The 25429-nt window shown below is 70.2% G+C and carries 25 protein-coding genes and 3 pseudogenes; 18 read left to right on the top strand and 10 right to left on the bottom strand.

What is annotated here, in order from left to right; genetic code table 11:
* Positions 1 to 54: 54 nt before the first annotated feature.
* Positions 55 to 828, top strand: a complete 774-nt coding sequence (locus tag SRB5_RS05440; protein WP_153450245.1) for an MBL fold metallo-hydrolase — start codon at positions 55 to 57, stop codon at positions 826 to 828.
* On the opposite strand, the gene SRB5_RS05435 is transcribed toward SRB5_RS05440, so the two are convergent.
* The gene (locus SRB5_RS05435; protein WP_153450244.1) at positions 825 to 1652 is read right to left on the bottom strand and encodes a class I SAM-dependent methyltransferase; all 828 of its coding nucleotides are present in this window, start codon (positions 1650 to 1652) and stop codon (positions 825 to 827) included. The genes SRB5_RS05440 and SRB5_RS05435 overlap by 4 nt on opposite strands.
* 72 nt (positions 1653 to 1724) lie before the next feature.
* On the opposite strand from SRB5_RS05435, the gene SRB5_RS05430 reads away from it, so the two are divergent.
* The gene (locus tag SRB5_RS05430; protein WP_323377105.1) at positions 1725 to 2333 is read left to right on the top strand and encodes a TetR/AcrR family transcriptional regulator; all 609 of its coding nucleotides are present in this window, start codon (positions 1725 to 1727) and stop codon (positions 2331 to 2333) included.
* Positions 2334 to 2335: 2 nt separating this feature from the next.
* On the opposite strand, the gene SRB5_RS05425 is transcribed toward SRB5_RS05430, so the two are convergent.
* On the bottom strand, positions 2336 to 2692 hold the full coding sequence (locus tag SRB5_RS05425; protein ID WP_153450243.1) for a VOC family protein: 357 nt from the start codon (positions 2690 to 2692) through the stop codon (positions 2336 to 2338).
* A gap of 221 nt (positions 2693 to 2913) precedes the next feature.
* On the opposite strand from SRB5_RS05425, the gene SRB5_RS05420 reads away from it, so the two are divergent.
* Positions 2914 to 3423 (top strand): hypothetical protein, encoded by a 510-nt coding sequence (locus tag SRB5_RS05420; protein WP_153450242.1) that lies wholly within the window; start codon positions 2914 to 2916, stop codon positions 3421 to 3423.
* Between the two features lie 8 nt (positions 3424 to 3431).
* On the opposite strand, the gene SRB5_RS05415 is transcribed toward SRB5_RS05420, so the two are convergent.
* Together SRB5_RS05415 and SRB5_RS05410 are read right to left on the bottom strand one after the other, a co-directional pair.
* Complete coding sequence (locus SRB5_RS05415) at positions 3432 to 5372, bottom strand: bifunctional glycosyltransferase 87/phosphatase PAP2 family protein (RefSeq protein ID WP_323377104.1); 1941 nt, start codon at positions 5370 to 5372, stop codon at positions 3432 to 3434.
* Between the two features lie 176 nt (positions 5373 to 5548).
* Positions 5549 to 6058, bottom strand: a complete 510-nt coding sequence (locus SRB5_RS05410; RefSeq protein ID WP_153450240.1) for a hypothetical protein — start codon at positions 6056 to 6058, stop codon at positions 5549 to 5551.
* A 349-nt stretch (positions 6059 to 6407) separates the two neighbouring features.
* On the opposite strand from SRB5_RS05410, the gene SRB5_RS05405 reads away from it, so the two are divergent.
* The 3 genes from SRB5_RS05405 to SRB5_RS05395 all read left to right on the top strand — a co-directional run bounded on the left by SRB5_RS05405 (position 6408) and on the right by SRB5_RS05395 (position 10380).
* Positions 6408 to 9131, top strand: coding sequence for a helix-turn-helix transcriptional regulator (locus tag SRB5_RS05405; protein ID WP_323377101.1), 2724 nt, complete (start codon positions 6408 to 6410; stop codon positions 9129 to 9131).
* 100 nt (positions 9132 to 9231) lie between these two features.
* Positions 9232 to 9981 (top strand): SDR family NAD(P)-dependent oxidoreductase, encoded by a 750-nt coding sequence (locus SRB5_RS05400; RefSeq protein ID WP_153450239.1) that lies wholly within the window; start codon positions 9232 to 9234, stop codon positions 9979 to 9981.
* A 54-nt stretch (positions 9982 to 10035) separates the two neighbouring features.
* The gene (locus tag SRB5_RS05395) at positions 10036 to 10380 is read left to right on the top strand and encodes a DUF1801 domain-containing protein (protein ID WP_323377100.1); all 345 of its coding nucleotides are present in this window, start codon (positions 10036 to 10038) and stop codon (positions 10378 to 10380) included.
* A gap of 441 nt (positions 10381 to 10821) precedes the next feature.
* On the opposite strand, the gene SRB5_RS05390 is transcribed toward SRB5_RS05395, so the two are convergent.
* The 3 genes from SRB5_RS05390 to SRB5_RS05380 form a co-directional block, all read right to left on the bottom strand.
* Complete coding sequence (locus tag SRB5_RS05390; protein ID WP_228389787.1) at positions 10822 to 11484, bottom strand: hypothetical protein; 663 nt, start codon at positions 11482 to 11484, stop codon at positions 10822 to 10824.
* A 93-nt stretch (positions 11485 to 11577) separates the two neighbouring features.
* Positions 11578 to 11916 (bottom strand): peptidoglycan-binding domain-containing protein, encoded by a 339-nt coding sequence (locus tag SRB5_RS05385; RefSeq protein ID WP_194292837.1) that lies wholly within the window; start codon positions 11914 to 11916, stop codon positions 11578 to 11580.
* Positions 11917 to 12045: 129 nt separating this feature from the next.
* Positions 12046 to 13509, bottom strand: coding sequence for a catalase (locus SRB5_RS05380; protein WP_153450237.1), 1464 nt, complete (start codon positions 13507 to 13509; stop codon positions 12046 to 12048).
* Between the two features lie 123 nt (positions 13510 to 13632).
* On the opposite strand from SRB5_RS05380, the pseudogene SRB5_RS37400 reads away from it, so the two are divergent.
* Positions 13633 to 13839, top strand: a pseudogene (locus SRB5_RS37400) (hypothetical protein); the annotation flags it as partial.
* A gap of 43 nt (positions 13840 to 13882) precedes the next feature.
* Positions 13883 to 14590 (top strand): annotated as a pseudogene (locus SRB5_RS05370) (alpha/beta fold hydrolase); the annotation flags it as partial.
* Between the two features lie 43 nt (positions 14591 to 14633).
* On the opposite strand, the gene SRB5_RS05365 reads toward SRB5_RS05370, so the two are convergent.
* Both SRB5_RS05365 and SRB5_RS05360 read right to left on the bottom strand, forming a co-directional pair.
* Positions 14634 to 15473 (bottom strand): prephenate dehydratase, encoded by an 840-nt coding sequence (locus SRB5_RS05365; protein ID WP_323377099.1) that lies wholly within the window; start codon positions 15471 to 15473, stop codon positions 14634 to 14636.
* 109 nt (positions 15474 to 15582) lie between these two features.
* Complete coding sequence (locus tag SRB5_RS05360; protein ID WP_153450235.1) at positions 15583 to 16350, bottom strand: hypothetical protein; 768 nt, start codon at positions 16348 to 16350, stop codon at positions 15583 to 15585.
* A 721-nt stretch (positions 16351 to 17071) separates the two neighbouring features.
* Between SRB5_RS05360 and SRB5_RS05350 the strand changes: the two genes are divergently transcribed.
* The 10 genes and pseudogenes from SRB5_RS05350 (at position 17072) to SRB5_RS05305 (ending at position 24513) form a co-directional block, all read left to right on the top strand.
* Positions 17072 to 17626, top strand: a complete 555-nt coding sequence (locus tag SRB5_RS05350; protein ID WP_323377096.1) for a CGNR zinc finger domain-containing protein — start codon at positions 17072 to 17074, stop codon at positions 17624 to 17626.
* 368 nt (positions 17627 to 17994) lie between these two features.
* Complete coding sequence (locus SRB5_RS35815; RefSeq protein WP_194292856.1) at positions 17995 to 18207, top strand: hypothetical protein; 213 nt, start codon at positions 17995 to 17997, stop codon at positions 18205 to 18207.
* Between the two features lie 197 nt (positions 18208 to 18404).
* Entirely contained in the window at positions 18405 to 18872 is a 468-nt protein-coding gene (locus SRB5_RS05340; RefSeq protein WP_194292836.1) for an SsgA family sporulation/cell division regulator, read from the top strand.
* 76 nt (positions 18873 to 18948) lie between these two features.
* Positions 18949 to 19137: a hypothetical protein gene (locus SRB5_RS05335; protein ID WP_153450232.1), complete on the top strand. Its 189-nt coding sequence runs from the start codon at positions 18949 to 18951 to the stop codon at positions 19135 to 19137.
* Positions 19138 to 19393: 256 nt separating this feature from the next.
* Positions 19394 to 19888 carry a hypothetical protein gene (locus SRB5_RS05330; protein WP_323377095.1) on the top strand — a complete coding sequence of 165 codons (495 nt, stop codon included), beginning with the start codon at positions 19394 to 19396 and terminating at the stop codon, positions 19886 to 19888.
* 175 nt (positions 19889 to 20063) lie between these two features.
* Positions 20064 to 20492 carry an SRPBCC family protein gene (locus SRB5_RS05325; protein ID WP_153450231.1) on the top strand — a complete coding sequence of 143 codons (429 nt, stop codon included), beginning with the start codon at positions 20064 to 20066 and terminating at the stop codon, positions 20490 to 20492.
* Positions 20493 to 20854: 362 nt separating this feature from the next.
* On the top strand, positions 20855 to 21367 hold the full coding sequence (msrA, locus tag SRB5_RS05320) for a peptide-methionine (S)-S-oxide reductase MsrA (protein WP_153450230.1): 513 nt from the start codon (positions 20855 to 20857) through the stop codon (positions 21365 to 21367).
* Positions 21368 to 21704: 337 nt separating this feature from the next.
* Positions 21705 to 22494 (top strand): annotated as a pseudogene (locus SRB5_RS05315) (alpha/beta fold hydrolase).
* 43 nt (positions 22495 to 22537) lie between these two features.
* The gene (locus tag SRB5_RS05310; protein ID WP_153450229.1) at positions 22538 to 22984 is read left to right on the top strand and encodes a VOC family protein; all 447 of its coding nucleotides are present in this window, start codon (positions 22538 to 22540) and stop codon (positions 22982 to 22984) included.
* 92 nt (positions 22985 to 23076) lie between these two features.
* Entirely contained in the window at positions 23077 to 24513 is a 1437-nt protein-coding gene (locus SRB5_RS05305; RefSeq protein ID WP_323377093.1) for a dihydrolipoyl dehydrogenase family protein, read from the top strand.
* A 49-nt stretch (positions 24514 to 24562) separates the two neighbouring features.
* Here SRB5_RS05305 and SRB5_RS05300 read toward each other — a convergent pair whose 3' ends face one another.
* On the bottom strand, positions 24563 to 25006 hold the full coding sequence (locus SRB5_RS05300; protein WP_153450227.1) for a nuclear transport factor 2 family protein: 444 nt from the start codon (positions 25004 to 25006) through the stop codon (positions 24563 to 24565).
* Positions 25007 to 25429 lie beyond the last annotated feature (423 nt).

Raw genomic sequence — 25429 nt, 5'->3', positions numbered from 1 at the left:
CGGCATATTCACCCGCGGCGCGGAGGCGGGACACCCGGCTGAGATGCTGGGCGGATGCGACAGGTCACGGTGCTGGGCAGTTGTGGTGCGTATCCGGAGCCGGGACGGGCGTGCAGCGGCTTCGCGGTGGACTGGGACGGCTACCGCCTGGTCCTCGACCTCGGGTACGCCACGCTTCCGCGGCTTCTCGCCCACTGGCCGGACGGCGCGCCCGAAGCGGTCGTCATCACCCACGAGCATCCCGACCACTGCATCGACCTGCACGGACTGTTCCGGATGCGGCTGTACGGCGGCAAGGCCGAGCCGCGTCTGCCGCTGTACTGCCCGCCGGGTGTACTCGACCGGCTCCGGGGGCTGGAGCCCGACGTCGACCTGAACTCGGTCTTCGACGTACGGTCGTTGCCCGGCACCCATCGGGTGGGCCCGTTCGAACTGACCGGCCTGGCCCTCCCGCACTTCGTGCCCAATGCGGGTGTGCGGCTCGACGCCGACGGGATCGCGCTCGCCTATTCCGGGGACACCGGCCCGGACGCACGACTGGCCGAACTCGGCCGTGACACCGACCTGTTCATTCTTGAGGCAACCGATCGGTGCGGCGAGACCGAGCGGCCCACACGCAACCTGCTGACCTCCGCCGAAGCCGGCCACTGGGCCCGCCGGGCGGGGGCGCGCAGGCTCATGCTGACCCACTTCTGGCCGGGCAACGACCGGGCGGCTTCGCTGGCCGCCGCCTCCGGGCATTTCGACGGACAGGTATTGGCGGCCGAGGAGGACCTCACCGTCGCCCTCGGCGATTCCGACAGCTCAGCGAACCGCCGTACCGCCTAACACCCGGTACGGACTGCTGCGGTCGTCGCCAGGGTGGTGTAGTTCATCGTGAAGCGTCCGCCCAGGGAGTCGATGGCGGCGCCGACCGCGTCCAGCACCTCGGACAGCTGGTCGGGGCTCAGCCGGGTGAGGCCGCCGGTGGTGGGGAGCAGGTCGAGCCACTGGTCGCGGGTGTAAGGCCGTTCCCAGTCGAATCGCCATTGCTCGGGTTCGCCGAAACGGCCGGACTCGCGGATGCCTTCGGCGAACTTCTCGTATCCCGCCCGGTAGAGCTGGAGCGGACGCCGCGCCGGCTGGGCGTTGAGCGGGGAGGCGGGCACCGCCCTGCGGAAGGCCGCGGCGAACGGCTCGGCCACCTCGGCGGGCGGCTCGTACACGTGCCCGAAAATCGCCAGCAGGCCTCCCGGCCGCAGCACCTGCGCCGCTTTCGCGGGGCCGGCGACGGGGTCCACCCAGTGCCAGCTCTGGGCCGCGACAACGGCGTCGAAGGTTCGGCCGGCCGGTTGCCAGGACTCGAATGTCGCCGTCTCGACCTGCAGGCCACGACCGCGTGCGACGTCAGCCATCCGCGCGTCGGGCTCGACGCCGAGCACGGTGCGGCCTGCGGCCCGGAACTGGTGGGCCGCGATGCCGGTACCGCACCCGACGTCCAGTACGTCGACTCCGGGGCTCGCGGCGACGATCCGCGCCACCAGTGCGTCGGGGTAGCCGGGCCGGGCCCGGTCGTAGCGCTCGGCGTCCGTGCCGAACGACTCGGCCATACGCCGCGCCTCGTGCGGACTTGCCGGGGAGGGCTCCGGTTGCTCTCGCGGTAAAGTGGGCATGCGCCCACCTTAGTGGGCATCCGCCCACTGTGCCACCCTTGCCGACGGACTGGCGTACGAGAGGAGCCGTGAGTGCCGACCGGGGTGCATCTTCGCGACGCGCGGCAGCAGTTGTTCGACGCCGCGGAACGCGTGCTGATGCGGGACGGGCCGAACGGGCTGACCAGCCGGGCCGTCACCACCGAGGCGGGGTGCGCCAAAGGCGTCCTGCACCGGCACTTCCCCGACTTCGACGCCTTCCTCACCGACCTCGTCCTCGACCGTGCCGCACACCTCGAGACCCAGGCCGCCGCACTTCGCGAATCCGCCGGAACCGACACGGTGACCGCCAACCTCACCACCGCGCTGACCACCCTGCTCGGCCCGGTCCCGATGGCGATCATCCCGCTCATCACCTTCCGCGACGAGCTGCGCACCCGGCTGCGCCAAGCCGCACCCGGCGGCGGCATCGCGATCCTCGCCCAGGCCACCGCGGCGGTCTCCGCCTACCTGACCGACGAACGCGACCTGGGCCGCCTCGCCCCGGACACCGACATCGACTCACTCACCCTCTCCCTCGTCGGCGGCGGCCATCTCCTTCTCACGGACCACGACTCCGACTCCCCGGCCACGGCGGACGTCGGCAGGCTCGTGACGGCGGTCATGGCGGACGCCGTACAGCGGCGACCTGCTCAGGCCTGAAGTCAATCCCGCCGGCGATGGCCCAGCACGTTGACCACCCGCCCGCTGGGGTCGCGGACGAAGAACCGCCGCACGCCCCACTCCTCGTCCTGCAAGGGATGCACGATCTCCGCACCGCTCTTCCGCAAGACCGCATAAGCCTCATCCACGTCGTCCACCTCGATGCTCATGTCGGGGACAACAGGTGCGGTCTTGTCACTCGTCATGACGCTGATCTGCGCTGTCGGACTGGACGGGGAGGCGAGCGTCATGATCCACCCTTGGTTCATGACCTCCTCCAAGCCCAGCAGGCCATAGAACTCCCGACTCTCCTGCGCGGCCTCCGACTGGATGTTGGGTACGACACGGCGAACGGTCATCGACGACTCCCGGTGAGAACAAACGAGTCTCTGCCTCTCCAGGAGTACTACGCCACTTCCGCCGCCGCACGCACCTTCGCAGCACGCCCCGGGGCCGCGACTTCGGATCTTCCTGGACGCGGGGCGCCGGGCACGTTCCAGGAGTGGACCTGAGCCACCCCGGCAGCGAGATCCGCTGACCGCCCGAAGCCCTCTCCCTCGACCCGTGCGATGATCCCGCGATGACACTGGTCGATGTACTGGCTCGGCTGGCTGCGACGGGTTCGCTGGGCAAGCTGCGACCCGGGGCGCGGTGGGCCGATATCGCGGCCGCGTACGGCGAACCCGAGGACCTCGGCCCGGTGAGCCGCAGGCGCCGGTGGCCGCGGCGGTTCGGTGTCGGATCGGTCGAGTTGCTCGTCTGTCGGTGCCGGGCGCTTCGGTCGCTGACGCTGTCGCTGATGCTGGATGCGGTGATGTTGCCGGGCCCGGGGCCGGGTCAGGTGCGCAGCTTCGACCCGTACGTCAGCGAGGCGACGCTGACAGCCGCCATGCGCGACGTGGGGTGCTCCTGGACGGTCAGGGAGTACGACTTCGGCCAGCGTGATCTTCGGACGGCGCCGGAAGACGACGTCCGGGTGGACTTCGCTTTCGTGGACCGGGATACGTACGACGGACCCGGGGCAGATGAATGGACCTTGGCGAAGGCCGGCTTCTGGACCATGGACCATGCCGGTTGCCCCGAGCCGTAGATACCGCGTCAGGACCTCAGCCGGGACGTCTCCTTTCCGATCGCCGGCCCCACCGCCTCCCGGTCCGTCTCCTCCGGCTGCGGACGGTCCAGCCGGGTGAGCGCGATGGCGCGGTTCAGGGCTCGCGCTGCCAGGAAGCCGGCGGCCGCCACGGCCGCGCCGCCGACCGCGTCCAGCAGATAGTGGTTCGCCGTCCCCATGATCACCATGGTGGTCGCCAGCGGATAGAGGAAGCCGAGCAGGCGCAGCCGGCGGTACGGGGCCAGCCGCCAGATGACCAGGGCGCACCACAGGGACCAGCCGACGTGCAGCGACGGCATCGCCGCGTACTGGTTGGCCACGCCCGTCAGCGCGCCGAAGTCGGGGTCGTCGAAGTTCTGCGGACCGTTCTTCGTGTCGATGTAACCCAGGCCCGGCATCAGCCGGGGCGGGGCGAGCGGGTAGGCCCAGAAGCCGGCCAGACCGAAGAGGGTGGTGAAGCCCAGCGCGGCCCGGTAGGTGCGGTAGCGGGCGGGGCGGGTGACGTACATCCAGGCCAGCAGCGTCAGCGGGACCAGGAAGTGGAACGTCGCGTAATAGAAGTCCATGCTCGCGCCGAGCCAGTCGCTGGCCGCGGTCATGTCGTTGATCCAGTGCTCGATGTCGATGTGCAGCGCCCGCTCGGCGGCGATGATCTGGCGGCCGTGTTCCTCGGCGAGGTCGCGGCCGTCGGGGGCCAGCCCCCGGACGTAGGAGTAGATCCAGTAGCCGACGCGGATGAGGAGCAGCTCGAGCAGCAGGTTCGGGCGGCTGAACGGTCCGGCGGACTCCGGCCGCTCCCACAGCGCGTGGTCGCGGGGCAGGAACGGCACGGCGCACGCCGCGAGGAGAGCGGCGATCAGCACGGCGTTCTCCCCGAAGAACGACAGCACGTCGATCTCCGGCGCCAGCACGGAGCCGCGCAGCGTCATCGCCAGGACGACGAACACCGGCCACACGAGGCGGTCCTGGGAGCGCCGGCCGACGCGGCCGACGACCGCCGCCAGAACCCACAGCTGCTGGTACGGCCAGGTCACCGGTGCCACGGCGATCCCCGCGCAGCCGGTGACGGCGGCGGCCAGCAGCAGCTGCCCCTCCCCTGCGTAACGGACGGCCCGCCGCAGCGCGAGTACGGCGACGACGACGGCCATCGCCACCGCCAGGGCGATCTCCCCCGGGCCGGTCAGCCCCAGTCGGAGCAGGACGCCGTGCAGTGACCGGCCCTCCTCTCCGGGCGTATTCCGGATCCAGTACGCCCACGAGTCCACCGGCAGAAACACCCAGGCCACCGCGGTGGCGGCGGCGAACGTCCCGGCCGCGGCGAAGGCCGCACGGCGGCGGCCGCGAAGCCACAGCAGCGGTACGAAGAGCAGCACCGCGGGCTGCAGAGCGGCGGCGAGCCCGACGAGGACAGGGCCGACGCGCCGCGAGGAGTACAGCCATCCCGCGACAGCGAGCAGCACGGGGAGCAGACCCGCCACGGCCAGGAGGGGCGTATCGCGCACAGGCACGGTGACGGCCACGAGGATCACCGCCAGCGGCGGCGCGAGGAGCCGTGTCCGTCGGCTCACCGCCGCGGGAAGCGCCCTGGCCGTCAGCGCGCACAGCGCCGCTAACCCCAGCAGCGTGCCGAGCGCCCACACCACGCCCACGGCGAGCTCGGGCACCTCGGTCAGAGGCTTCAGGAGGAACGCCTGGAACGGTGTACCGGTGAAGGTGCCGTCGTCGTACAGCGCCCCCTCGCCGCGCAGCGCCCCGCCCTCGCCGAACCAGGCGCCCAGCGCGTGTGTCCGTACCACCTCCACGGCGGGCCACGCCGCCAGAATCCCGGCGAACAGCCACAACGCCCCGAGTGCCGACCTCCTCCCCTCACCCCGTATGCCGTGCGTCGCACCCGAACCGGGCACCCCGTCCCCTCGCGTCTGAGCCACGCCTCGTCCGTACCTGTCGCGTCCTGCCGCCCCCGGGGACCCTGAGCCCCAGGGGCGGTGAAGCCATCCGTCCAACACTCAAGACGCACAAAACCCGCCGGCTACCTGACCGCAAGCTCAAATCAATTCGACGGACCTCGGGCAGACATCATCGACCCCGCGCCGCGGATGTCCGGCTACCGGGGCTTCCTTTCGTACCCACGCGACTGCCGGTGGCGCCCGCACCACAGGCCCGGCGCCCATCGCAGGCATGCCTTCTCGTACGCGTCCGGGTCGCCGAAGACCTCGATCCTGTACCGCGGCCGCGGCAGCCCCGGCCGCAGCGGTGCGCCGTCCCGCAGCAGTGAAGCCATCAGGTCGCCGGCTGGGCCGTCCTGTGGCACCGGGCACAGCTCCAGGGTCCGGGTGTCCGGCGCTTCGTCACCCTGCGACCAGTACAGGGCTACCCCCATCAGCGAATCCCACGCGAACACAAGTGTTTCGCCGCCCCGCACCCGCCAGATGCCGACGGCGTCGAAAGCGTCCAGGTTCCTGCGGCGCCGCCAGGCCGACACCAGCCAGGCGGCGTCAACGCCCAGGATCCCCGTCGCCACCGCTCCCGTGTCGAGTTCGTGGACCGCAATCGCGTGCACGGCCAGGCCGATCGCCAAGGGCAGGTAGAGGAGCTGCACGAATGCCAGCGCCACCAGTCTGGACCGTCCATGGCGAATGACATCGGCCCCTGGCCCCAAGGGCCCCATGCGCACACTGCCGTCCGTCGGTCCCCAAACCACGGCCCCCACCGCCCTGTCGCTCGACGCGATTCCCCTGCGAAAGGGGACAGCCGAGACCCGGTGCCCGGTTTCACCTTCAGCGCCGATTGACCCTTTCGCTCGGGTATTCGCCATTTTCGCGATTCGATCGAGCCACGAGCGCACAGCCGTGCGGCAGGGGCACCTCGCTTCCCGCCCCGGACAGCCGGCGTGGATCTGCGAACCGACGCCACGGGAAACACAGTGCTGACCACCACATACGACAGCGGGCTAGGCTTCATCCGTGTTGGTCGGCCGGGACGGAGAACGGGGCCACGTCGAGCGATTACTGGGGCAAGTGTCTTCTGGTCGAAGCGCGGCGCTGGTCATCCGAGGCGAGGCGGGGATCGGCAAGTCCGCACTGCTCGATCATGCCGTAGCCACGGCTCACGACATGTGGGTGTTGCGCGGCGTTGGCATCGAGTCGGAGGCCGAGTTGGCGTTCGGCGCCCTGCACCTGTTGCTGTACCCGTATCTGGATCGGCTCGACCTGCTGCCCGGCCCGCAGGCAGCCGCGTTGCGAGGCGCGTTCGGGTTGAGCAGTGAATCCTCGGCCAACCCTTTCCTGATCGGCGCGGCGACCCTGACGTTGCTCGCCGAAATGGCGGCGGAAAAACCGTTGTTGTGCGTGGTGGATGACGCCCACTGGCTCGATCGCGGGTCGTCCGACGCGTTGCTGTTCGCCGCCCGGCGGTTCCAGGCGGACCCGGTCGCGATGCTGTTCGCCGTTCGCGACACGGCCGTGCCGCTTCGCACGCCCGGCATCGAGGAGCTGACGGTGCCGGGCCTGCCGCCGGACGCGGCAGGTGGTTTGCTCGACCACCACAGTCCTGGGCTGACGGCGCCGATGCGGACACGAGTCCTGGAGGAAGCCGACGGGAATCCGCTCGCGTTGCTCGAACTCGGTGCGGCACGGCTGTCCGCGCAGCGTGAAGGCCGTGCCGAGCCCGCGCACCAGGTGGGCCCGTTGCCGGTTACGCGCAGGGTGCAGGAGATGTTCCGCGAACAGATCGTCGGCCTGCCCGAGGCGTCCCAGTCGATCCTGTTGGTCGCCGCGGCCGACCGCTTCGCCGGCATGGGCACCGTGTTGCGCGTCGCCGGTGCGGTCGGTGCGGGCATGTCCGACCTGGACGCGGCCGAGCGCACGGGTCTGATCAGCGTGACGGACGGGGAGTTGGCCTTCCGGCATCCGCTGGTACGTGCCGCCGCCTATCAGTGCGCCACCCACCGCCGGCGGATCGCTGTCCACCGGGCCTTCGCCGACGCACTCACCTCCCCCGACGTCCTCGACCGCCGGATCTGGCACCTCGCGGCGGCCACCACCGAGCCGGACGAGACCGTGGCCGCAGAGCTCGAACGGACGGCGCAACGCGCGGAGCGCCGCGGCGGGGCCATGGCCGTGTCCGCCGCGTACGACCGCGCGGGCCGGTTGAGCGTGGATCCCGAGCTCAAGGCGCGTCGCATCGCCAAGGCCGCGCTCACCGCCTACGACGCGGGCAAACCCGACCGCGCGGCCCGCCTGGCCGTGGAAGCGGCATCCCTCACCAGCGATCCGAGCGTCATCGCAGAGGCGACGCTGCTGCGTGGCCAGATCGAATACGAGCGGACGTCCCCCGAAGCGGATGCCGTGCTCGCGGCTGAGGCGGCGCGGCTGGTCATGAACAGCTCCCCCGAACGAGCGGTCGTGATGCTGACCGAGATGATCTGTACCGGTCGGGACGCGGGCGCTCTGCCCCTCATCACCGAGGGCGGGCGGCTGATGGGCGAGTTGCGGCTGCCACCGAAGTCCCGGCTGCGTGCGTCCGCCGACGCGCAGATCGGCTGGGGAGACCTGCTGAGTGGCAGGCCGGAAAACGCCGTCGGTCCGCTCCGCGCCGTGCTCGAGATCGGTGGCGAGCGGGACACGGACCTCATCCACCGGATCGTGGCCGGGTTCAGCGGGCTGATGCTGGCCGAGGACGAGTCGACCATCGCGGTGATGGAGACGATGCTGGCAGAAGTACGAGCCGGCGGAGCGTTGACCTGGATCCCGTACGCGCAGGAGGTCGTCGCGCTGGCCCACGCACTGCGCGGCGACTTCCTCACGGCGCAGACCTGCCTGGCCGAGGCCGTGGCACTCAGCAACGAGTTCGGGATGGACATGGAAGTCGCGGTGTTGCGGGCGACGTCCGTATGGCTGGCCGCGGCGACAGGTGACGAATCGCGATGCCGCGAACTCGCCACCGAGGTGCTGCCGGTTCTCGAGGGTCGGCACGCCGTGGGCGCGGCATTGACGTCCTGGGGCCTGGGCATGCTCGATCTCTCCGCGGGACGGTATCGCGCGGCGTTCGATGCGCTGTACGCCGTGTGCACGGGGCCGGCCAAGTACGACTTCCTCATCCGCGCGGTCGCGGACCTGGTGGAGGCGGCCGTCCGCGACGGCAACCCCGACCGGTGCGCCGATCAGTTCGCAGCATTCGAACGGTGGGCCGTGCACGCGGACAGCCCGGTCGCGACGGCGTTGCTGCGCCGCTGCCAGGCGATGCTCGGGGACTCCGAGGAGCACTTCCGGCTGGCGCTCGACCTGCACGACAAGCACGGCGGCCGGTTCGATCAGGCCAGAACCCGGTTGATGTACGGCGAATGGCTGCGCCGCAGACGCCGCCGCGGCGAGGCACGAACTGAACTGGACGCTGCGCTGGCCGGATTCAGACGGCTGGGCGCGTCGGCCTGGGAGACGCGCGCGGCAAGCGAACTCACCGCGCTCGGTGAGCGCCCGACGCTCGGGACAGCGGCCGACGACCCGCTGACGAACCTGACCCCGCAAGAGGTGCAAGTCGTTCGACTGGCGGCGATCGGGCTGAGCAACAAGGAGATCGCCGCCCAGCTGTTCCTCAGCCCGCGCACTATCGGCCACCACCTGTACCGCGCCTACCCGAAACTGGGTGTCTCCCGACGGATCGAACTGGCGCAGCTCGGGCTCGAATGACTTAACCGCTGGTCCGACGACCGGTCTCACACCAGTCACGTGACCGATGTGAACCAACGTGACCAGGCCATAGTTTCTCCGGCAGCGAGAGGAGAAGCAGATGCTGCTGGAAAACAAGACCGCGGTGATCTACGGTGGCGGCGGTTCGATCGGTGGCGCGATGGCCACTGCCTTCGCCGGTGAGGGCGCGCAAGTCTTCCTGGCCGGACGGACGCCGGAAAAGCTCGAGACGGTCGCGGACAAAATCCGCGCCGCCGGCGGTCAGGCCGAGACGGCCGTGGTCGACGCCCTGGACGCGTCCGCGGTGAACGACCACATCGACGCCGTCATGGCGAAGGCCGGCAGCGTGGACGTCTCGATCAACCTCATCACCAATGAGGGACTCTTCCAGCCCCTGGCCGACATCTCGACACCCGGCTTCGTCGGGGCCGTAAGCAAGGGACTGACCACGCAGTTGATCACCACGAAGGCCGCAGCCCGGCACATGGTGAAGCAGGAGTCCGGAGTACTGCTGTTCTTCGGCGGCTCGGACCACGCGAACACCAGCCCCGGCCTCGGCAACGTACAGGTCGGCATGGACGCCGTCGAGTCACTGCGCAGGCAGTGGGCGGTGGAGTTGGCGCCGCACGGCATCCGGACCGTCACGCTGCTGACCGGTGGTGTCATCGACACCTTCCCGGACATTCCCGAGATGGAGGCGGCCAAGCGGGGCATCATCGACGCATCGCCGCTCAAGCGCGCCGCGACGATGGCCGACGTAGGGAACGTCGCCGCGTTCGTCGTGTCGGACAAGGGCCGCAGCATCGCTTCAACCCAGATCAACATCTCCTTCGGCGCCTGCTACGGCTGACGGTCTTGCCCCAATGGACGGATTCGTCAACAACCCCATACGAAGGAGAACGCCGTGAACAACGAGGTCGCCGGCTACATCGGCCAAACGCTCCCTTGGCAGGCGGAGGTCTGTGACAAGCTGCGCGAGATGGTCCACGCGACCATCACCGACGCCGAGGAACAGTTGCAGTACGGCAAGCCGCATTTCCTGAAGAACGGCAAGCACGCCGCGGTAATCCATGTGGCGCGCAACAAGGTGTCGTTCATGGTGTTCGAGGCCGGTGACATCGAGCCGGTGAAGGGTGTCCTGAGGTCCCTGGGCAACGGGGACCGTATGGCGGCCGACATCACCGATGGCCAGGACGTCGACTATGACCTGCTCGCCGATGTCCTCTCCAGGACCAGCAGCAAGCTCTGACACTACGCAGATCAGAGCGTCCGACGACGGAGGGACGCACCACCACCCGCGTCCTTCCGCATCACGAAAGCCGCCGCTCTCTCCCCGGCCCCGCACGGTCGGTCGCGAGCCCGCCGGGTCGTGATGGTCCGCCATCGGACCGCCTCGCTGGGACTGTCTGCGGGCGCCCACGTTGAGGTACAGCCGAAGACGAGGTTCACCTCATGGCCCGGGTAAGCGGTCCCGAGCCGATCATCGAGCCAACTCTTCATACCGACCAAGCTAGTTGCCCCCACTGACAGTGAGAGCCGCGTCAGTTCCGAACCCGCCCCGTGAAGACCCCGAGACCGGCTGCGACCGGATTGCCCCGGCGGAGACGCAGTCCGCCCTCCAGCGATCGAATCCCGCCGGAGCCGTCGGCCGTGCGTCCCCCGTTTCCGCTGACCCGCGTCGCCGCGAGGATCATCTCTCCCAGGTCAGGATCGCCAATGGGAGATCGCCCGCCTCCACGGCGGACCGGTCGACGGAGAGGCCGCTGTAGGCACCGACGGCCGCGAACACGGCGGGCGGGAGTTCGCGCATGTGCTCCTCGAAGTACGCGACCACATCCGCCTCAGCGGCATCCCGTACGGACGGGAACACGGCCCCCGCCGCGTTCAAGGCGGCGTCCAGGGCCGATGCGCAGCCGGTTTCCGCCCCGAATTCCGTATACCAGACGTGGCCGTCGCCCGGCGCGTGGAGGATGCGCTGCGGTGGGTCACCGCGGTTCATGGTCAGGCAGATGATTTCCTCGCCCGTCCGGGGCTCCATCTCCGCAACGGTGGGGCGGCCCGCGTACCAGGTCGCCATCCCCCAGTCCTCGAGCACGTACAGCCACTCACCGCAGGTGCCGTACATTGCGGGCCAGGCCCGCTTCATGGCGAGGGGATTCAGCGCCAGGGACCTGTAGTCCTTGTACATGTCGTGGCACCGGAGTTGTTCGATGTCCGCGCCCAGCCGGAGCAGGAAGTCCTCCGGCTCCACGCCGCGGGCGGCGGTCAGGGAGATGTTGCCGCGCATGCCGGGGACGGCGCCCGTCGGGTCCTCGTAGCTGTGCTCGCCGATCCAGGCGATCCCGTCAGACATGCTGGTCAGCCTAGCGATACGGCGCCGGGGACATCACGGTGCTGCGCCTGCGCCCGGGCAGGGGTGCCCGGGCGCAGCGTGGGGTGGGGGCCGTCAGACGGCGCGGAGGGACTTCCAGGTCTGGGGGCCGACGATGCCGTCGACCTTCAGACCCCTCACGTCCTGGAAGTAGACGACCCAGCTCTCGGTGCGGGGACCGAAGTCACCGTCCACCTTGAGCGGGCTGCCGCCATTCCAGCGGTTGATGATGCACTGGATCTCCCGGACCCGGTCACCGTGGTCCCCGCGCTTGGTCGTGGCCTTTCCGTTGTAGTAGCCGCAGTGGGCGGCGGCCGACACGGCCGGGGACTCGGCGGGGGCGTGGGCGGTGGCCGGGGCTCCGGTGAACGTGAGCAGGGCGAAGGCGGCGAAGGTGCCGAGCAGGTAGGTCATGCGTCGAATGATCATGATCTGCCAACCCGGTAAGCGACGGGAAGGTTACGCCCGCCGGTGCCCTTTCCCCCGGTCGGAGGTGGGGCGTACGCCCCCGGCACAGGCGGTGTCACCGGGGTCCGGCCCAGGTCAGAGGCGGCCGGCCGCCAGGGCGTCGATCGCCTTGCGGACGCCCTCGCCGTAGGCCGGGTCGGCCTGGGTGCAGTTGGCGATGTGCCGTTCGACGGTCGGCCGCGTGGCGCCGTTGATCGCGCGGGCCGTGTTCTCGAACAGGACCTGCTGCTGTTCGGGGGTCATCAGGCGGAACAGGTCGCCGGGCTGCTCGAAGTAGTTGTCGTCGTCCACCCGGTAGTCGAAGCGGTCGGCGACCGGGCCCACGGCCTGGGCGGGCTCGTGGTACGCGGGCTGTTCCTGCCAGCGGCCGTAGGAGTTGGGCTCGATACCCGGGGTGGAGCCCTGGTTGCCGTCGACGCGCATCGCGCCGTCGCGGTGGTAGGAGTTCGCCGGGTTCTTCGGGGCGTTGACGGGGATCTGGTGGTGGTTCACGCCGAGGCGGTAGCGCTGGGCGTCGCCGTAGGAGAAGAGGCGGCCCTGGAGCATGCGGTCGGGGGAGAACCCGATGCCCGGGACGATGTTCGCCGGGGTGAAGGCGACCTGTTCGACGTCGGCGAAGTAGTTGTCGGGGTTGCGGTTGAGCTCCCACTCGCCGACCTCGATCAGCGGGTAGTCCTTCTTAGACCAGATCTTGGTGAGGTCGAAGGGATGGAAGCGGTAGTTCTCCGCGTCGGCCTCCGGCATGATCTGGACGAACAGCTTCCACCTGGGGAAGTCGCCGCCCTCGATCGCGTTGTAGAGGTCGCGCTGGTGGGATTCGCGGTCCTTGCCGACGAGAGCTTCGGCCTCGGCGTCGGTGAGGTTCTTGATTCCCTGCTGGGTACGGTGGTGGAACTTGACCCAGAACCGCTCGCCGTCGGCGTTGACCAGGCTGTAGGTGTGCGAGCCGAAGCCGTGCATGTGCCGGTACGAGGCGGGGATGCCGCGGTCGGACATGATGATCGTGACCTGGTGGAGGGCCTCGGGGACGTTGGTCCAGAAGTCCCAGTTGTTCTCCGGGTCGCGCAGGTTGGTGCGGGGGTCGCGCTTGACGGCGTGGTTGAGGTCGGGGAACTTCAGCGGATCGCGGAAGAAGAACACCGGGGTGTTGTTCCCGACCAGGTCCCAGTTGCCGTCCTCGGTGTAGAACTTCAGGGCGAAGCCGCGGATGTCGCGCTCGGCGTCCGCGGCGCCGCGCTCACCGGCGACGGTGGAGAACCGGGCGAACATCGGGGTCTGCTTGCCGACCTCGGAGAAGATCTTCGCGTTCGTGTACCGGGTGATGTCGTGGGTGACGGTGAACGTGCCGAACGCGCCCGAGCCCTTGGCGTGCATCCGGCGCTCCGGGATGACCTCGCGGTCGAAGTGGGCGAGCTTCTCGAGGAACCACACGTCCTGCAGGAGCATCGGACCGCGCGGGCCGGCCGTGAGCGAGTTCTGGTTGTCGGAGACCGGCGCGCCGGCCACCGTCGTCAACAGCTTCTGGTTGTCCTCGGGCATTGCTCGCTCCTCGACGGGTGTTCCTCATCTGTGTGCCAGACACATAATATGTGCACACATGCCTCAGTCAAGAAGGACCCTCGAGGCACACATATCTCCGGACACCCGCACACTTTTACTTGAATGTTCAATCCACTACCGCTACCTTGGCGCTGCCGCGCAGCAGCAGCTGTCCCCGTCGTACGGCGGGACGTGGCCGTCGGAGTGGGGATGGACGAGAAGGCATTCGGACGACTGCTGCGGGAGGCCCGCCGGCAGTCACTGCAGACGCTGGAGAGCCTCGCGGAGGCGTCCGGGGTAAGTGTCCGGGCCATCAGTGACATGGAGCGCGGCAAGAGCCTCCCGCGCCAGGCGACGCTGAGCGAACTGCTGGACGCGCTTCCTGTCCCGGCGCACCCCCCGCACCGCCGAACAGTCCGCGGTCGCGCTCGACATCATCGCGTTCATGGACGCGCTGCGGATCGACCGGGCCCTCCTGGCCGGCTTCGACTGGGGCTCACGCACCGCCGACATCATCGCCGCCCTGTGGCCCGAGCGCGTCAAGGCCCTCGTCTCCACCAGCGGTTACCTCATCACCGACCGCGACGCGCAGCTGGCGCCGGCCGCCCCGGCCACCGAGCGCACCTGGTGGTACCAGTGGTACTTCGCCACCCCGCGCGGCAAGCAGGCCATGGAGACCGAGGAAACCCGCCTCACCTTCTGCCGCTACGTGTGGACGCTCGTCTCCCCGAACTGGAACTTCGACGACGCCACGTACGCGCGCACCGCCGAGGCCTTCAAGAACCCCGACTACGCGGCCGTCGTGCTGTTCAACTACCGCTGGCGCATCGGCCTGGTCGACGGACAGTCCCGCTACGACCGGTACGAGGAGCGGCTCGCCGCCCAGCCCGCCATCCACGTCCCCACCGTCACCCTGGACGCGGCCCTCGACCCGTTCACCCCGCCCGGCGACGGCGCCTCGTACCGCGACCACTTCACCGGCCCCTACACCCACCGCACCATCGCCGACATCGGCCACAACCTCCCGCAGGAAGCCCCCACCGCCTTCGCCCGGGCAGTGGTCGACGCCGACCGCCTCTGAGCATCCGGGGCGCCGGCCGGGCAGCACGCACCGCCGGGACGGATCAGTTGTTCCGGCGGTGCGGGTGCGCCTCGTACACGCCCAGGACACGTACCTCGGAGGAGAAGAAGCGCAGCTCGTCCAGGGCGAGGGCGACGCGTTCGTCCTCCGGGTGGCCCTCGATCTCGGCGTAGAAGCGGCTGGCGCCGAGGCCAGCGCCCATCTGGTAGCTCTCGATCTTGGTGAGGTTCACGCCGCTGCTGGCGAACCCGCCGAGCGCCTTGTACAGGGCGCTGGGGATGTTGCGTACGGTGAAGAACAGGCTCGTCATCGTCGGCCGCTCCCCGCCCGGGGCGATCTCGGCGGGGTCCCGGGACAGGACCACGAACCGGGTGGTGTTGTCCGGGTCGTCCTCGACCTCGGGGCGCAGCACGTCCAGGCCGTACAGCGCGGCCGCGGCCGGCGGGGCGAGGGCCGCGTGCCGGGGGTCGCCGAGCTCGGCGACCTCGCGGGCGGCGCCGGCGGTGTCGTCGCTGACGAGGGTGCGCCAGCCGCCCTCCCGCAGCAGCTTGCGGCACTGACCCAGGGCGTGCACGTGGCTGCGTACGCATTCCAGCCGGTCCAGGGTGGCGCCGGGCACGCCCATCAGGTCGAAGCGGATGGCGAGGAAGTACTCCCCCACGATGAACAGCCCGGACTCCGGCAGCAGATGGTGTACGTCGGCGACGCGTCCGGCCGCGGAGTTGTCGACCGGGATCACGGCCAGGTCGGCGTCGCCGAGGGTCACGGCGTCCAGGGCGTGCTCGAAGCCGGTGCAGGGCAGCTCGTCGCTGTCGGGGTAGAGGGCGCGGGCGGCGGTCGCCGAGTTCGATCCCGGTTCACCCTGGTATGCGACGGTTGTCACCGTGGTCAGCCTTCCTGCGGGAGGTCCTGTCGTCGGGCGGCAGAAGCTCCTGTGTACCGCGCCTGATGCAGTATCGGTGATCGGACCCCGCCGGCGCTCGTCGGGGGTGTCACCGGGCCAGCGAGTCGGCGTCGCCCATCACGACCACGGGATGCAGGGCCGGGTCGAGGGTGCGCAGGAGTTCCTTCATGTGTGTCTCGGCCAGGCTGACGCAGGCCTGGGTCGGGCCGCCGTGGTCGACGTGCAGCCAGATCCCGCCGCCCTTGTCGGCGCCCTGGGGGCGGCCCCAGTCGAGGGGGGACGTGCCTTTGACGTGGTTGTAGTCGATGGCGACGACGTAGTCGAAGGAGCCGGCGAGGGACTCGCCCTCGAAGCCGGTGCCGTAGGTGACGAAGCCGCCGGAGTGGGTGTACGGCAGCTTCGTGCCCGGGTCGGGCAGCCGGCCGCCCGCGTCGCTGAGGGTGAAGACGCCGATGGGTGAGCGCAGGTCGCCCAGGCGGTGGTCGGCCGTCCAGCCCCTGACGGCGTTGTGGGCGGGCCAGGTCGCGCCGGCCTGCCAGCCGGAGGCGGTCTTCCGGTAGAGCACCACGTGGGAGCGGGAGGAGTTCCTGCCCTGCCCGGTGACGACGACGGCCTGCCGGGCGGCGGCGGGTATGTGGGCCGTCGTGAGCGGTCCCAGGCCGGCGAGATCGGCGAGGGTGACGGGCCGCGGTGCCGTGGGGGACGGCTCGGGGGTCGTGCGGACTGCCGGCCGGTCGTCCCGGGCGGGGGCCCGGCCCGCGTCGGCGAGGGGGTCGCACGCGGTGGCCGTCAGGGCGGTGGCCAGGGCGAGCGCGGGCAGCAGCAGGCGGCCGGTCGGTATGCCGGACGGGATCATCCGAGGGTCCCCACTTCACGACGACGGCAGGTGTGCCGGATCGGGCGGCCGCCCTGCGTGTGCCCACCGGCACCGGTCCGACGCGCCCCCGGCAAGATCCATTCAAGATACACATACATCGGCGGCCGACGGGCCGGCGGCCCCGGCGGACCGTCAACTGACCGATGTACGGGATGCACAACCGGCGAACGATGGGAGACACAGACCTCGTCCCACGGAGGGGACCCTGACCAGTCACCCCTCCCAGCCACGCTGCAGGGTCGGCGCGACGGCGAGCGCCGCGGCGCCTGCCCCGAGCATCCCCAGCATCGCCCGCCGGCCACCGGCGCGCCGCTCTTGCCCCTTGGCTCGGGGCTTTCTGCCATGGTCAATGCGCTCCTTAACGTGGTGATGTTCGCCGGAGATGTGTTCGGACCATACGGGAATCGACACATGTGAGGACTGCCCAGATCGACAGCATCACCGGTTCAACCGGTGATGGTCGTAGCATGCGATGTCCGGACTGTCAACGAAGCAGATGTCCACACCCGGATACGGGACGGGCAGGCGACACACATCGGGTGCGCCTGGGGTCCGCCCGATGCGCGAGGTGCGGGTCCACCGGAAAAACGTGCGCCCGCACGCAGTGCAGTAGAGTGCCGACAGCGCTCTGGCCGGCGCCGACGTCCACCGCGGCGGCCGTTCCTTGCACCGAATGGCAATAACCTGTCAAAATGGTGACGTGAATCTTAACCATGTCTTCGTCTGCGGGCATCCTGCGCTCGACTTCGCGGCCACCCTCCGCGCCCGGCGATCGACCCGGTTCGAGATGTTCGTGACCCCGGAGCGCCTGAACGCCTGGTACCTGGAGTCCGGCCTCGTGGACACGATCATGCCCGGCGACGAGGCGGACGTCCGTGAGGCGATCCGCGTCCGCGAGGCCCTCTACCGACTCATCACCGACCGCCGGCTCGGCGAGGACTTCGACCGCGAGGCCCTTGCCCTGCTCAACGACGCCGCACGCAAGGCGCCCGTGACGCCGCAGCTCACCCTGACGGGACGGCACACCGAGGCGACGCCCGAGCAGGCCCTCGCCACCGTCGCCCGGCAGGCCGTCGAGCTGCTGAGCGGCCCCGACGTCCCTCTCCTCAAGGAGTGCGGCAACCCCGAATGCACGCGGGTGTACATCGACCGCTCCCGCGGCATGCGGCGCCAGTGGTGCGGCATGGAGTCCTGCGGCAACAAGCACAAGGCCGCCGCCTACCGCGCCCGCAAGAAGACCGCGTCCGCGCACTGACCCGCGGAGCATCCTTCCGAGCCCCCGATGCGCCCTGCCGGAATCGTCCGGCGGGCGCATCGTCGTTGTTCCCCCACCCCCCGCACGGCGACGAGCCGCAACCGTATGACCTGATTCAATCACACATATGACTCCCTGATGCACACGTGTGCTGGACAGCCATCCGACAGATGCTCAGAGCATCCGGGTCGAAACAGACTTCAGCCGTGGAGTTCGGCCCCTGGGGTGAAGTCGATCCCCGCCGGCAACTCGCGCAACGGCACACGGCGGCGACGCCCGTAACGCCTTCCCTCCGACCTGCCGACGCAGCCCGGCCACGGCTTCTCGGGCAACCCGACCGAGCCCGGCAACGGCTTCGGGTACGCGCGATGATGGACCAGGGCCCCCAGACGATCGACGCCGCCCTGGCGGACTCCCCCGTCGCCATGGCGGCGTCCTACTGCGACAAGGTCGCGGAGGAGCAGCCGGCGATCCTGACCGACGAGCTCCGTGCCGCGTTCAGGCAGCTGCGGCAGGACACCGGGTGGCGAGGTCCTCCCCGCCGGGATCTCGCCGCTTCGCCACAACAATTGGACCCGTAAGTCCAGTTTGTTGGGTACGATCGGCCCGACCGGCGGATCACTTCCGTGCGGTGCACCGCGCTGCCCGCGCGCGGTGCGGACAGCCGGCCCCGGTCACAACTCGGCCCGTGATCTCGGTCAAGTTACTGATGCGCCGAATACCCGTCCCGGTCGAGGGTGAGAACCATCGACCTCGCCCGACAGAATGGATGACGCTCATGAGCGGCGAAGATCACGGCGTCCGCACCCGGCGGACCGCTCCAGGCCTGCCGGTGCTCTCCATGGATGTCCGGCGGATGCTGGACATCCACGCGTGGCAGCCGGTCAGGACGAGCTTCTCCTACGACCCGGACGCGCCGCTGACCGTGACCGTGCAGTTCGCCGTCGACGGCGGTCCGCGCGTCACCTGGCGCATCGGCCGGGACCTGCTGTACCAGGGCCTGTTCTCGCCGAGCGGCCTCGACGACGTCCGGATCAGGCCCGCGCACCTCGAGAACCGGGGGACGGCGTTCCTGCGGCTGGCCTCGCGGGACATGGCCGCCCTGTTCGAGCTGCCGGTCCCGCCTCTGGAGGCGTGGCTGGAGCACACGTACGAGCTCGTGCCCGCAGGGAAGGAGACGGACCGGCTCGGCTGGGACGACTTCGTCGCCAACGTGCTCGACACCTCACATTCGTCACCGTCTTGACCAGTGATGGGTGTGATGGCAGGCTTGTCGCATCAGGACACGTGGAACAACCCACACCTGATGACCGGAGGTCGACATGGGAACGAACAAGACCCTCGACGACGCCGCCGCGGCCCGCCGGGCCCGTTTCGGCACACTGCCCGCCCGCATCGCCTTCACCGACATGGTCGAGGAGACGTCGGCCGCGCCGAAGGCAACGGATTCCTACGACCCCGAGGCCCAGTGGAAGGACTTCAACTGCCTCGCACGGGACCTGGGGTTGTGACTCCCGCCTTCTGACCGATCGCGGCGTTCCTCCATACGAGGCCCCGCCCCCGCAGCCATCGGGGGCGGGGCTTCGTATGTTTCTCGCGCCCACCCGTCACGGTGGTCCCGGGAGCGTGTGACTTTCCCGTATGCGCCGACGCTCGTACGATTGCCCTGGACGCACACCTGGCGACAGGATCCGCGTCGCACCGCCGGCCCGGGTGGGCCGGCCCGATACCATGCGCAGCAACATTCGTTTCGAGGGAGTGAACGGTGTGAACCGCCAATCATCCGCCGCACTCCGGTCGCGGTACTTCGATCAAGCCGCGTCGGACCTGGAGGAGAACCGCCGTCTGCAGCGGACTCTGGCAGAGAAGATCAAGGTGCTGGAGCAGGAGGAGGTCCTCCTGGTCGACATCCTGAGCCTCGCGGAGAAGTACGAGGCGTTCTCGGACCCCTCACGTCTGCCCGAGCAGACGCAGGACGAACACACTCCCGCGCCGGAGGAAACCGGCGGCGCGCGGGCCGGCGGGCGGGCGCAGCCGCGTCAGCCCCTGCTCGGGGAGCTGTTGAGCGAGCTGCTGAGCCGCAGCGACGAGCCGCGGCCGGCGAAGGAGCTGCGCGAGGAGCTGATGCGCGAGCACCCCGACCGGACCCCGACGCCGCAGGTCGTCCGCAACACGCTGGAGGCGCTGGTCGCCAAGGGCCGGATCCGGCGGCACAAGGAGCAGCGGTCGGTGATGTACACGCTCACCGAGCCGGCGAGGTAGCACCCCGCGGGCCGGGCGGCCGCCCGCGTACACACATGTGGCACTTCCTCCCTGACGCGGGGAGGAGGTGCCATTTGCGTACGCCTTCGATTTCGTCACCGGTTTGACTGGTTACTCACTCTTCTGTCAGAGTCGTCACCAGTCAGAACAGTCACGTCAGATGTGAGGATGTCCCATGGCAGTCGTGCGTTTCCACCTCGTCTCCCGGCTCACACCGGAGGGCGTCCTCAAGGTGCTCGCCGACTTCGGTCCCGCCCGGGCGCAGACCTGGCCCACCATCGACGCCGAGCACTTCACGGTCCACGAGCTCGGTGACACCTGGGCGGAGGTGACCGAGGGGACCGAAGCCGCCTGGGAGCGCGCCCGCTACCAGTGGGACGACTCGGCACAGCGGGTCGTCATCACCACCCTCGACTCCAAGCTCTTCGGCGCGGGCGGCGGCTGGATCTTCACCATGACGCCCGAGGGCGACGGCACCCGCGTCGACGTCGAACTGACCCGGACGCCGGGCGACGTCAAGGGCAAGCTTTTGGCGGCCCTGCTCCCGCTCGTCGGGCCGTCTTCCCTCCGCAAGTCCTTCCGGATACCGCTGCAGGCCGCGTGAGGCAGCCCGTCCACGCGTGCCGCCGCCCGGCGGCAGCGCGCTCGGCCATCTGCTTGCTGGTCAGACCGGACGCCGCCGATTGAGGGCCGAGCAGCCCACGCCGGCCTCGCCCCGGACAGGTGAGGCATTCGACCCGCCGGCGACAGGTGAGGACATGACACTTCCAACGACCGGAACCCGCCCCGCCGAGGACGCCGCCCCGCTCGCGGGTACGGAGCACGCGCCCCACGGGGACGGAATTCCCCAGGACCCGGCGACGCTGATCTCATGGTGGACAAGGACCGCGGTCACATCGGGCTACGGCCCGACGATCTGGGCCTTTGTGTGAAAATGACAGCAAACACGCGAAAGACGGTGACGTGATGAGCAGCGGCAAGAAGAAGGCCTTGCTGGCGGGCGGTTGCTTCTGGGGCATGGAGGAGCTGTTCCGGCGGCAGCCCGGCGTCGTGGACACGAGGGTCGGATACAGCGGCGGCGAGATCGCTGACCCGACCTACCGGCGCCACGACGGACACGCCGAGTCGATCGAGATCACCTACGACCCCGCCCTGACCGACTACCGCACGATCCTGGAGTTCTTCTTCCAGATCCACAACCCGAGCACGAAGGACCGGCAGGGCAACGACATCGGCAGCAGCTACCGCTCGGCGATCTTCTACGTCGACGACGAGCAGCAGGCCGTCGCCGAGGACACGATCAAGGACGTCGACGCGTCCGGCCTGTGGCCGGGGCCCGTGGTGACCGAGGTGGTGCCCGCCGGGCCGTTCTGGGAGGCCGAGCCCGAGCACCAGGACTACCTCCAGCGCTACCCCGACGGCTACACCTGCCACTTCCCGCGCCCCAACTGGCGCCTGCCCAAGCGCACGCAGGCCTGACGGCCCGACCCCGCTCGCCGCCGGGGGGCACGCCCCCCGGCACGCGGCCCGGCACCGGCCGCACCCATGCATTGCCTTCCCTCCCTTTCCGCGCCGACAAGACGGCCGCGATTTCCGTTCGTACCGAACGACGGACCGTCAACTGACTGATGCGACGCGCGACGACACCGGCAAAAGTGAGGGCACCACTTCTACTCCGAAGCACATGTGTAATCACCGTACCGACAGGTGACTCGATGTGGGTTTCTGTCACCACACACATATCTGGAGGGGGACCCTTATACCCAAAAACAACTCCGCGGCCACCGGACCGAACCGACGACGCGGAACCATCGCCGTGGCATCGGCACTCGCCGCAGGCATCGCGCTCACGACCTTCGCCGTCACCGACGTCGCCGGCGCCACCACGGGAAAGAGCCCGGCCAAGCCCACCGTCGTGCTCGAGCACGCACTCCTCCAGCTGGAACGACGTGATCTCACGCCTGCGCGCCGACGGCTACCCGGTCCTCGCCGCCGCCAACACGCTGCGCGGCCCGGCCGGGGACGCCGCGGCCCTGCGTACGGTCCTCGACCACGTCCAAGGGCCCAAGATCCTCGTCGGCCACTCCTACGGAGGCTCCGTCATCAGCACGGCCGCCGCGGGTGACGAGCAGGTCAAGGCCCTCGTCTACGTGGCCGCGTTCCTCCCCGCCCCCGGTGAGACCGCCCTGGAGCTCACCGACAAGTACCCCGGCTCCACCCTGCCCGACGCCCTCGACCCCGTCACGACCACCGCCCCCGACGGCACCACCGGAACGGACCTCTACATCCAGCAGGACAAGTTCCGCCACCAGTTCGCCGCGGACGTCCCCCGTGACCGGGCCGAACTCGCGGCCGTCACCCAGCGGCCCATCGCCCGGGCCGCACTGGAGGAGAAGGCCACCACCGCGGCCTGGAAGGCCATCCCCAGCTGGGGCATCGTCACCACCCGGGACCTCAACATCCCCGCCGCCGTCCAGCGGTTCATGGCGGCCCGCGCCCACGCCCGCGTCACCGAGGTCGCCGCCTCCCACTCCGTGGCCGTCTCCCATCCGGACCTAGTCACCCGCGTCATCGAAGAGGCCGCGAGGGCGACCCGCACGCACTGATCCGAGCCACCAACCACCCCGGAACGAAAGCGAGACCACTGCCATGGACCTGAAACTCGAAGTCGTCGTCCTCCCCGTCTCCGACGTCGACAGGGCCCGGGACTTCTACACCGAGCAGCTCGGCTTCCGCCTCGACGCCGACTTCCCCGTGCACGACGGATACCGGGTCGTCCAGGTGACCCCGCCCGGCTCGGCCTGCTCGGTCATCCTCGGCGACGGCGTCAGCGACGCCCGGCCGGGCTCGGTGCAGGGCCTGCACCTGATCGTCTCCGACATCGAGGAGGCACGCCGGGAACTCGCCGACCGGGGCCTCGACATCAGCGCCCCCTTCCACGACACCACCGGGATCTTCCACCAGGCCGGTGGGGCGGGCCGGGTCGCCGGAGCGCACCCGGAGCGCGCCAGCTACGGCTCCTTCGCCTCGTTCACCGACCCCGACGGCAACGGCTGGGTCCTCCAGGAGATCACCGAGCGCCTGCCCGGCCGCTGACCGATGGCGTCCTGCGCCCGGGGGACGGTTCGGGTACCTCCGTTCGTTCCCCGGGCGCCCGCCTTTCACCACTATCAATTCCAGGAGCATCCGTGCCGAGTACAGACACCCGCACCTACGACGTCGTGGTCATCGGAGCCGGCCCGGTCGGTGAGAACGTCGCCGACCGTACCGTCGCCGCAGGTCTGAGCACCGTGATCGTGGAGAACGAGCTCGCCGGCGGCGAATGCTCGTACTGGGCCTGCGAGCCCAGCAAGGCGCTGCTGCGGCCCGTCCTGCTGCGCGCCGACGCCGCCAGGGTGCCGGGGCTGAACCCGGCGGTCGCCGGGCCGCTGGACGCGCGGGCGGTGCTGGCGCACCGCGACGCCATGGTCGACAACTGGAGCGACGCGGGCCAGGTCGCGTGGCTGAAGTCGGCCGGTATCGAGCTGGTACGCGGGCACGGACGGCTCGACGGCCCCCGCCGGGTCAGCGTGCAGACGCCCGACGGCGCCACCGTCCTGCTCGAGGCCCGCCACGCCGTGGCCGTGTGCACCGGCAGCGGGGCCGCGCTGCCGGACCTGCCCGGGCTCGAGGCGCTGCGCCCGTGGACCAGCCGGGAGGCCACCAGCGCCAAGGCCGTGCCCGGGCGGCTGGTCGTCGTGGGCGGGGGCGTGGTCGCCACCGAGATGGCCACCGCCTGGCAGGCCCTGGGCAGCCACGTCACGCTCGTCGCCCGCGGGAGCCGGCTGCTGGCCCGCATGGAGCCCTTCGCCGGTGAACTCGTCGCCGAGCGGCTGCGGGAGGCCGGCGCCGACCTGCGCTTCGACGCCACCGTGGTCGCCGCGTCCCGCGACCCGCAGGGCGAGGTGCGCGTCACGCTCTCCGACGGCTCCCGACTCACCGCCGACGAGATCCTGTTCGCCACCGGCCGCGCCCCCCGTACCGCCGACATCGGCCTGGAGACCGTCGGCCTCACCCCCGGCAGCTGGCTCGACGTCGACGACTCCCTCACCGTCGACATGACCGACGGCCCCTGGCTCTACGCGGTCGGCGACGTCAACCACCGCGCCCTGCTCACCCACCAGGGCAAGTACCAGGCCCGTATCGCGGGCGCCGTCATCGCGGCCCGGGCCCAGGGCACACCCCAGGACACCGCCGCCTGGAGCGCCCACCGCGCCACCGCGGACAACGACGCCGTCCCGCAGGTCGTCTTCACCGACCCCGAGATCGCCGCCGTCGGTCTGACCACCGTCGAGGCGGAGCGCACCGGGCGGCGCGTCGATGTCGTCGACTACGAGATCGGCCGGGTCGCCGGCGCCGTCCAGCACCACCCCGGCTATCGCGGCACGGCCCGGATGCTGGTGGATCCCGAGCGGCGGACGGTCGTGGGCGTCACCTTCGCGGGGCCGGGCGTCGCGGAGCTCCTGCAGTCCGCCACCATCGCCGTCGCCGGCGAAGTCCCCGTCGACCGGCTCTGGCACGCGGTCCCGCCGTTCCCCACGATCAGTGAGATCTGGCTGCGTCTGCTGGAGACCTACCGGGGTTGAAAAGCGTCCGGCCGGGCACGGGGGCGCCCCTGTGCCCGGCTCGTGCGTGTCAGCCCGCGTACTCGAGGCGGAGCCGGGTCAGTCTGGTGCCGGCGATGCGCCAGACGCCGTCCACCTTGCGGTACGTGTCGTGGTAGTGGCCGAAGCCGTGCATACGGGAGAACGGGGCCTCGGGGTGTGCCGAGCGGTCGTGGAAGACGAGATCTTCCATGGCCCACACACCGGTGGCCGTGGAGTCGGACGTGAACTCGATCTCGTACGAGAACAGATGGTGGACGGGCTGCCCCGCCCCCACCCGGCCGCCGACGACCCGGGCGAAGTCCGCCGCCGCCACCTGGTTGGCCAGGCTGCCGTCCACGTCGTGGAAGCTCATCACGGCGTCGTCGGTGAACAGTTCGCCGACCGCCTCCCACTGCTTGAGGTCCGCGAAGCGGACGTAGCGGGCCTTGAGTTCACGGATCTGATCGAGGTCGGAGCGCGGGGGGAGAGTCATGAGCGTGATCCTTTGCTTGCGTGTTCTCGGCGGGGATCACCGAGTGGGTTCGGCGGGGACCAGTCCGGTGTCGCGCCGGCCGGGGACCCGGACCTCGCCGGTCGTGCCGGCGGGGATGAGCAGGCAGGAGACGAGGCCCGCCGCGACGGCCAGTACGGCGAACGCCGCGTGTAGCCGCCTTCGCCGGGCGCTCCGGTGCCGGTGGTGCCGGAGGCGAGGATCCCGGGGCCCGCGGTCCCGGTGCGCGGGACGTACGCCAGCCCTGGAGCACGCGCCCGAGGACCAGCAGGGGCAGGCCCGACGCCAGCGTGCCGACGACGCTTCCCGCCGTCAGACACAGCATGACGGCGACCAGCACCCAGCTCACCCCGAGCTGGTCCGTACCCACATGGCCGCGGACACCGACAGGACGACCCAGCACAG

The sequence above is a fragment of the Streptomyces smaragdinus genome (genome assembly GCF_009604385.1).
Classification (GTDB): Bacteria; Actinomycetota; Actinomycetes; order Streptomycetales; family Streptomycetaceae; genus Streptomyces; species Streptomyces smaragdinus.
This window is presented reverse-complemented; position numbering and strand designations above follow the sequence as displayed.

What these genes read in the sequence shown, in the direction of transcription:
- SRB5_RS05435 (WP_153450244.1), bottom strand. Translation starts at nt 1,652, where the DNA reads ATGCCCACTTTACCGCGAGAGCAACCGGAGCCCTCCCCGGCAAGTCCG.
- SRB5_RS05385 (WP_194292837.1), bottom strand. Translation starts at nt 11,916, where the DNA reads ATGACCTACCTGCTCGGCACCTTCGCCGCCTTCGCCCTGCTCACGTTC.
- SRB5_RS05340 (WP_194292836.1), top strand. Translation starts at nt 18,405, where the DNA reads ATGAGCGGCGAAGATCACGGCGTCCGCACCCGGCGGACCGCTCCAGGC.
- SRB5_RS05425 (WP_153450243.1), bottom strand. Translation starts at nt 2,692, where the DNA reads ATGACCGTTCGCCGTGTCGTACCCAACATCCAGTCGGAGGCCGCGCAG.
- SRB5_RS05380 (WP_153450237.1), bottom strand. Translation starts at nt 13,509, where the DNA reads ATGCCCGAGGACAACCAGAAGCTGTTGACGACGGTGGCCGGCGCGCCG.
- SRB5_RS05310 (WP_153450229.1), top strand. Translation starts at nt 22,538, where the DNA reads ATGGACCTGAAACTCGAAGTCGTCGTCCTCCCCGTCTCCGACGTCGAC.
- SRB5_RS05400 (WP_153450239.1), top strand. Translation starts at nt 9,232, where the DNA reads ATGCTGCTGGAAAACAAGACCGCGGTGATCTACGGTGGCGGCGGTTCG.
- SRB5_RS05390 (WP_228389787.1), bottom strand. Translation starts at nt 11,484, where the DNA reads ATGTCTGACGGGATCGCCTGGATCGGCGAGCACAGCTACGAGGACCCG.
- SRB5_RS05300 (WP_153450227.1), bottom strand. Translation starts at nt 25,006, where the DNA reads ATGACTCTCCCCCCGCGCTCCGACCTCGATCAGATCCGTGAACTCAAG.
- SRB5_RS05440 (WP_153450245.1), top strand. Translation starts at nt 55, where the DNA reads ATGCGACAGGTCACGGTGCTGGGCAGTTGTGGTGCGTATCCGGAGCCG.
- msrA (WP_153450230.1), top strand. Translation starts at nt 20,855, where the DNA reads ATGAGCAGCGGCAAGAAGAAGGCCTTGCTGGCGGGCGGTTGCTTCTGG.
- SRB5_RS35815 (WP_194292856.1), top strand. Translation starts at nt 17,995, where the DNA reads ATGATGGACCAGGGCCCCCAGACGATCGACGCCGCCCTGGCGGACTCC.
- SRB5_RS05360 (WP_153450235.1), bottom strand. Translation starts at nt 16,350, where the DNA reads ATGATCCCGTCCGGCATACCGACCGGCCGCCTGCTGCTGCCCGCGCTC.
- SRB5_RS05420 (WP_153450242.1), top strand. Translation starts at nt 2,914, where the DNA reads ATGACACTGGTCGATGTACTGGCTCGGCTGGCTGCGACGGGTTCGCTG.
- SRB5_RS05325 (WP_153450231.1), top strand. Translation starts at nt 20,064, where the DNA reads ATGGCAGTCGTGCGTTTCCACCTCGTCTCCCGGCTCACACCGGAGGGC.
- SRB5_RS05335 (WP_153450232.1), top strand. Translation starts at nt 18,949, where the DNA reads ATGGGAACGAACAAGACCCTCGACGACGCCGCCGCGGCCCGCCGGGCC.